Here is a 6,846-nt window from a genome sequence, read left to right on the forward strand (position 1 = left end):
TAAAGTATAATCTCGTTGACTACGCTTTTCCCTTGTGTTTTCTGTCTCTTTCATAAATAAGTCTATTTTGTGTAAACCTATTTTAGGACGGGACAATCATAAGACTTTAGCCTCATATTTAGAGTATGAGGCTCTTTTTACTTAAATCTCGGATACTAATATAGAAATGTAAACTTTGTATGATGATAAAAACAAATATGAAGTATTATAGAGTTTAGTTCTGAGGCTTTTTTTTACTAATAATTATAATTGAATGAAAGAAGTAGCATTATCTGATTTGAATTTATACGAAAATGACAATCAACTTTATATAGGTCATGGAGATGGCTTTTTATCGAGAATAGAAGGAGAAGATGTTAAATATATTAAGGAAATATTAAATAGTCTAATAGAGAATGATAGTAAAGGTAGGATTGATGATTTGTTTAATAATGTTCTTGTTAATTTAGAATTAGAAAAGGATTATTTTGTCTTGTTAATAGAATGGTTAAAATCCAATGGAATAATTTATTACATAGAGGAAAGTTCTAAAGATGATAAAAGATTGTTGAAGACTTATCTGTTAGGAGTTTTGGATGAAGAAAAAGAACAATTTATTAATGATTTAAATAAATTGCTTGAAGATAGTAATTTTCAAATAACATTAGAAGAATCTATCGATGACATAGATTTTTGTTTAGTTTTTTCGCCAATATTGAGTAAAAAAATAAATCAGGAGATCCTTACTAAAATGTATAAAAGTAATATTCCTCATATTTATATTGATTATGCTCCTTTTACAGCAACTTTAGGGCCAGCTATTAACCCTGCACTAAAAATGCACTGTATGAGTTGCTTTTTTAATAGAAGAATTTCTAATACCGTAAATCCAGATGTCTATTTAAGACTTATTCGTTTAGACAATAAACAATTTAGACAAGTTTCATTAATGAAAAGTAGTATATATAATACACTTATTGAATGGTTAAGTAATGAATTATTGAGACTTTTAAATTCTGATTGGGAGGATGGAGGAATTTTAGGGAAGTCAAAAACTATTAACTTTATTACAGATGAATTTGATGTAGCAAGAATATTAAAAACTGTTGGTTGTAATATTTGTAATGAACGTCATGTTTACAGACCTTTAAATGGCTAAATAATGAACGGAAAAACTATATATAGAGAAATTACAAAAAACTTATCTGGGACCCATGCTTCATTTATTCCGGGAGATTTTCATTTTTTACCTAACAGGTTTTTTGTACCTAAAGGAATATTTCAGACAACATGTGAAGGTAAAAACCTTAACTATTTAGGGGCTCAAACGAATCAAATAACAGCAGGTTCGATTTCCTTTGATAAGGAGGAAGCAATAATATCGACTTTTGGGGAATTTGTAGAACGTTATTGTGCGTCTTTCCAATTACAACAAAGTCATAATATTATTGAAAATATATCACATAAAGAAATTTCAAAAACGCATAATGTAATTAATTTTGGATATTTGAAACTTTATAAAGACGAACAATTTGATGAGAACTTTCCTTATATTAAGATAACTAAAGAAACCCCTATTGATTGGGTAAAAGGTTATTGCCATATTACTCAAAGAGAAATTTATCTCCCGTGTGAGTTTGTTTTCTTACCATATAAATATAGTGAGAATAATAGAAGTTATTGGAATCAAACATCTACTGGATTAGCTGCTCATACAGATAGATTAAAGGCGATTCAAGGTGGATACTTGGAAAGTGAAGAGAGAAATGCTTTTAGTAAATGGTGGTATTTACAAAATAAAGAAATAAATAGACAAATAAAATATAACCAAAAGACAGTAATTGAATACTACAAAGAGAATAATAGAATCAATCAACTTTATAATAATGATAGGGTTGAAATAATTACATATGATTTAGGAAACTACTCAAATGTAGAGACAATTGTCTGTTTTACTATTTTTACTTATAAAGAAAAAGAATATATTTCAATAGGATGTTCTTCAAGATTTAATAAAGAGGAAGCACTTATAAAAGCATGTATGGAGTCTTATCAGGGAATTGATTATGCAATTTTATTATGTGGTAAAAAAAATTGGATTGATGGTGCTGATAAAGATTTTAATTTAATTGATGGTTTTGATAAGCATTTTGCTTTTTATAATCTTCATCCTGAGTTTAGAACCAAAATTCCTTTATATCAAAACCTAAAGAATGATGATTATTCTGATATAAAAATATTTAATAAGGTCAGATCCTTTGATTTAAAGGGTTTAAAAGACAATCATAACGATATTAAGCATATTATTTCAGTAGACTTGACTACAGAGGATGTACGGACATTAGGATTTGAAGTTTATAGGGTTTCAGTTCCTGGGTTTCATCTTTTGACAGGAACACATAAAACGCCTTTTTTAGGATTTTTTGAAGAGAAAGAGTTGTTTTTAGATTATCCACATCCTTTTCCTTAAAAAATATAAATATGAAGTATACAAACAGTTTTTATGAAGACTATATATCAGAAAATGCTAGAGATTTTTTAGAAGCATCTAAGCTTCATTATTATGATATAAAAGATTACGCTATTCAAGTAAGCAGTATTATGAATAGTCCGTATTATATGAAAGAAGTTTTTAATCACTCTATAGAATTAGGGAATGTTAAAACAATTGATTTACCTCCTCTAAATAATGCAAAGAATAGCGATATTGACGCTTTACATAGGATAAATAAGGAAAGAAAAAGCACTAGGAATTTTAAAAATGAGGGATTAACTATTCAGGAGCTATCATCTTTTTTGAGAAATGCCTTTTTTCTTAGTAAAAGTAAGGAAGAGACAAATAATAATTTAGAACATAAGAATATTGCATCACCAGGAAGCTTGTATCCTATTGAGTTATATTATATTAATTTAAAAGCTACTGAAGAATTAGAAACTGGTTCTTATTACTATGATGAAAAAAATGCAAAACTAAAACTTGTTTCAACATTAGAAGAAGAGGGTTTTATAAAAGCCGTTTATAAGGCTTTTGCTGTGGAAGGAAAGATGGATATTGATATAAAGGGAGCAAGTGGGATAATTATTTTGGGAGCTACTTTAAATAGACTTACTTTTAAGTATTTAGATAGAGGAATTAGATGGGCATTTACTGAAGCTGGAGCGATATTACATAATCTCCAGCTTTCGGCAACTGCAAATGAAGGAATTGGAACATGTCCTTGCGCTGGTTTTTTTGATGATTTTGTGGGTGAACTTATAGGATATAAGACTTCTGATCAAACACCTATTATTAGTTTAGTTGTTGGAAAAATTTAAGATGTGATATATGAATTTTGTTTTAAATAAAGAATTTATAGTTATAGGAGATATTGAGAATGATGAAGAAATACTATTAAAAAACATTTCGTCAAACAGGGTTTTTAAAATCTCTCTTGTTGAATACAAAATTATATCAACATTTACTGAGAACAACTCTATTCATAAAACATATGAGTTATTTGCAAAAGAATACGATATTTCCGTGGAACTGATAAGTAAAATAGTTTCTTTCGCTAAAGAATATGATTTTATAAATGATACTGAAAACGAAAAAGATAAGAAACGTAGAGGTAAAGTTTATTATTCAAACAAGTTTTTCTATATATTCATATGTATATATACTTTTTTAAGACTGTATAAAATGCGCTTAAGAATAGATATGAATAGTAATTTCAACCTTTTAAAGGTAGTTAATTGGAGGGTCAAGAATTTTGGCACACGATTTTATTCTACATATAAAAAGCTTCAGTATATTTTATTAATACTATCTTTAATTGGCTTGTTTTTTTCTTTAAATAAAATTGAGATTCCATATATCTTTTACAATATTGGTCAAATAAGCCCTTTTCTATTGGTTTTATCAGTTTTACCAATTTCATTATTTGTCTCTTTTTTACATGAGTTTTCTCATTTTTCTACTTACAAATCTTTTGGAGGAAAACAAAATGAGATGGGCTTTGCTTTGATGTATAAAATCTTGCCTGTTTTTTATACAGCTACTGAGGATATGATATTATGGAAAGATAAGAATAAAAAAATTTCTGTTGCTCTTGCAGGTATCTTTAACGATTTGTTTTTTTTATTCACATTATTAGCGATTCACCCTTACTTGAATGGTGGATTTTTAAATTCTTTAGTATCTTTTCTAATATTTAATTTAGTGATTAAATTTTTATATAATGCGAATCCTTTTGCACCTGGATCAGATATGTATTTTGTTTTGAGTGATTTTTGTAATCTTAATTCTCCTTTTCTGAAAGTTCATGAAATGTTTAAGAGCCTATTTAAAAAAGGAATTAAATCGACTTTTAAGTTGGGATTATTTTTTTATGGTTTGTTATGTTACTTGAGTATTATTACATATATTCTCACTTTTCTAAGTTTAATAACCCTTCCTTTTTGGATTAATCGAATTGCATAAGACAATGAAAAAGTATTATATATTCTCGTTTTTTTTATGTTATATTTTATTGAGTTCTTCTCTATTTGCTCAAAATAATCTTCTTTTTGATAGAAGTAATATATCTGAAGATATCTATGATTCGTTGTCTTCTTGTTATGAGAAGGTCTCACAAGCTCCATTAGAGTCAATATATAAAAGTTTGGAAGTTAACTATGCAAAACAACCAGATAAAAAATATAAGTATTGGCAAGCCTATGTAAAAATGTATGAGTATATCTATACTGAAAATATTATGGATTTGGAAAAAAGTATTGAAATTATTAACTCTTTAGAATCAAAAACTTCAGAAGAACTTGCATTCCTAGCTTTTCTTAAATCATTTAAGATGTCTTCATTTAGTGATGAAATGGAGTTAAAAAGAACATCTAATGAGGTTAAAAACCTTGCAAATGAAGCATTAAAAATGAATAGCAATAATTTGAGAGCCTATTATGTATTGGCTGTATTAGAATACTATGATCCTAAAGATGATATAAAAAAAACAAAAAGGTATTTAGAAGAGGGGTTAAAAATCGTTGAGAAATCAAAAGATTACTATGACATCACTTGGGGTCGAAATCTACTTTATGAATTATATATCAAGTATTATTTAGAAAATAAGAAGATAAATAAAGCCAAAAGTATGTATGAACGTGCAATATCAGAATTTCCTAATGATTATATAATTAATAAATATTATGAACTTGGTAGAAAATAGTTATTCGAGCATAAATAATTTATGTTATAAGAAAGATGAAAACCTTATTTTAGAGAATTTGAACTTAGTTATTCCGTTAAATAAAAAAACCTTTATTTTAGGAAACAATGGTGCTGGAAAAAGCACATTATTAGATATTATTACAGAAAACATTAAAAATTATAAAGGAACTGTACATCTAAAGAGTATACCTAAAGGAAGTTCAGGAGTTCTTTTTGATTCTATACCTTTTTCTCCTACGCTTAGGGTTAAGGAACTTATTAAGTTATTTGAGTTAGTTTTTAATGTCTCTCAATATCAGAGTTCTGTATTTATAGAAAAATTGAATCTGACTAAGTTACTTTATAAGCAGTTTAAGGTGCTATCACTAGGAGAACAAAAGAGAGTAGGTCTTTTTTTTGCTTTATTTCATAAGCCCCAATTGTTAATTTTGGATGAACCATTCGGAGGCATAGATCCTAATAGTAAGAATATTATTAGTTCATTACTTTTTGCAGAAGACAGAACAGTAATTATATCGTCTCATGATTGGAATCTGGCAAGGGATAATGCTGATTGTATTTTGTTTATGCATCAGGGAAAGCAATTATTGGATACATTGAGCTCTCCTAGTGAATTATTATCTGATAGATATATTCCATATTCAAAAAAGATTATTGTAGACTTTGAATATGAAAATTTAGTTAAGAACATATTTTTTCATAAATACTTAGTACTTAAGTATGACAATAGTTTTCATATTTTTATAGGAGATGATGAATTAAAGAAAAAACTAGAGAATTGCCATATTCCATACTCGGTTGGTGTTAAAAATCTAAATGATATTTATAATTATTTAATCATAAAGAATAGACGATGAGACTTGTTAGAACATTTTTATATAGCACATATTTAGACTTCTTATCTTTTTTTAGAATAAAGATTGCAGTTTTTTTTTCACTAGTATTTCCTTTAATGCTGTTTGTTATATTTTCTAGCATTTGGGGAAATGAAAATAAGAGTTACGTATTCTTTATACTTACAGGGATGATATGTTTGATGACAATTAGTGAGGGACTTTTCTCAGTTGGCCCTGTGATAAGAGAATATCATTCTTCTGGAATGGTCAAATACTTAAGGCAGTTACCGTTAGATATGTTATTTTTTTTTATGACATTTATTGTAAGTAGACTGATATTTTTTCAATTTATTATAATACTTCTTATTACTATTTCTTATCTTGTTTTTAGAGTAAATGCTATTCCTTTCTATGGGAGTATATTTATGGGTAGTATTTTAGGCTTTTTTTTGTTCTCCTTTTTAGGTTTATGCGTTTCTTTTTTATCAAAAAAAAGCTCAGGAAGAACATTATCAAATATTGTTTATTTTATTTTAATTTTTGTTAGTGATATTTTTTATTCAATTAGCTATGAAGGTAGGATTATAAATAATTTTAATTCCTTTTTACCAGTTAATGATATTGTTTATTTAATGAGGGGAGAAGATTATAGGCTATACATTATATTAATTTGGCTAATAGGACTAATAGTTATTTTTAGAATGTTGTTTCAAAAAATACGATTTGGAAGGTAAAATTAAATGTATCTCCGTTTAGTATCATAAGTGTATATTTTTAGTCTAAAGAAGAAAAGCCTCTATGAATATATTCACCTTTACCGCAGAATTTACA

At 27.1% G+C, this 6,846-nt stretch carries 7 protein-coding genes; all 7 read left to right on the plus strand.

The genetic code is table 11. The annotated features are described in order from the left end of the window. Positions 1-253 precede the first annotated feature (253 nt). Genes BLT46_RS12810 through BLT46_RS12840 form a run of 7 tightly spaced genes read left to right on the plus strand, consistent with a single transcriptional unit; the run spans position 254 to position 6,749 of the window. A complete protein-coding gene (locus BLT46_RS12810) occupies positions 254-1,138 on the plus strand; it encodes a hypothetical protein (protein ID WP_090410512.1) in 885 nt (294 codons plus the stop codon). Positions 1,139-1,141: 3 nt separating this feature from the next. Next, positions 1,142-2,449 (plus strand): YcaO-like family protein, encoded by a 1,308-nt coding sequence (locus BLT46_RS12815; protein ID WP_090410513.1) that lies wholly within the window; start codon positions 1,142-1,144, stop codon positions 2,447-2,449. A gap of 11 nt (positions 2,450-2,460) precedes the next feature. After that, complete coding sequence (locus tag BLT46_RS12820) at positions 2,461-3,294, plus strand: SagB/ThcOx family dehydrogenase (protein WP_090410514.1); 834 nt, start codon at positions 2,461-2,463, stop codon at positions 3,292-3,294. Between the two features lie 10 nt (positions 3,295-3,304). Next, positions 3,305-4,438, plus strand: coding sequence for a hypothetical protein (locus BLT46_RS12825; RefSeq protein ID WP_090410515.1), 1,134 nt, complete (start codon positions 3,305-3,307; stop codon positions 4,436-4,438). Positions 4,439-4,442: 4 nt separating this feature from the next. Continuing rightward, complete coding sequence (locus BLT46_RS12830; RefSeq protein ID WP_090410516.1) at positions 4,443-5,177, plus strand: tetratricopeptide repeat protein; 735 nt, start codon at positions 4,443-4,445, stop codon at positions 5,175-5,177. Then, positions 5,158-6,036, plus strand: coding sequence for an ATP-binding cassette domain-containing protein (locus tag BLT46_RS12835; protein ID WP_090410517.1), 879 nt, complete (start codon positions 5,158-5,160; stop codon positions 6,034-6,036). The genes BLT46_RS12830 and BLT46_RS12835 overlap by 20 nt, the downstream gene beginning before the upstream one ends. Then, entirely contained in the window at positions 6,033-6,749 is a 717-nt protein-coding gene (locus tag BLT46_RS12840; protein WP_090410518.1) for an ABC transporter permease, read from the plus strand. The genes BLT46_RS12835 and BLT46_RS12840 overlap by 4 nt, the downstream gene beginning before the upstream one ends. Positions 6,750-6,846 lie beyond the last annotated feature (97 nt).

The organism is Myroides phaeus (assembly GCF_900099675.1).
GTDB lineage: Bacteria > Bacteroidota > Bacteroidia > Flavobacteriales > Flavobacteriaceae > Flavobacterium > Flavobacterium phaeum.

Coding starts and splice junctions, on each gene's coding strand:
- BLT46_RS12830 (WP_090410516.1), top strand. CDS start 4,443: ATGAAAAAGTATTATATATTCTCGTTTTTTTTATGTTATATTTTATTG.
- BLT46_RS12840 (WP_090410518.1), top strand. CDS start 6,033: ATGAGACTTGTTAGAACATTTTTATATAGCACATATTTAGACTTCTTA.
- BLT46_RS12815 (WP_090410513.1), top strand. CDS start 1,142: ATGAACGGAAAAACTATATATAGAGAAATTACAAAAAACTTATCTGGG.
- BLT46_RS12825 (WP_090410515.1), top strand. CDS start 3,305: ATGAATTTTGTTTTAAATAAAGAATTTATAGTTATAGGAGATATTGAG.
- BLT46_RS12820 (WP_090410514.1), top strand. CDS start 2,461: ATGAAGTATACAAACAGTTTTTATGAAGACTATATATCAGAAAATGCT.
- BLT46_RS12810 (WP_090410512.1), top strand. CDS start 254: ATGAAAGAAGTAGCATTATCTGATTTGAATTTATACGAAAATGACAAT.
- BLT46_RS12835 (WP_090410517.1), top strand. CDS start 5,158: ATGAACTTGGTAGAAAATAGTTATTCGAGCATAAATAATTTATGTTAT.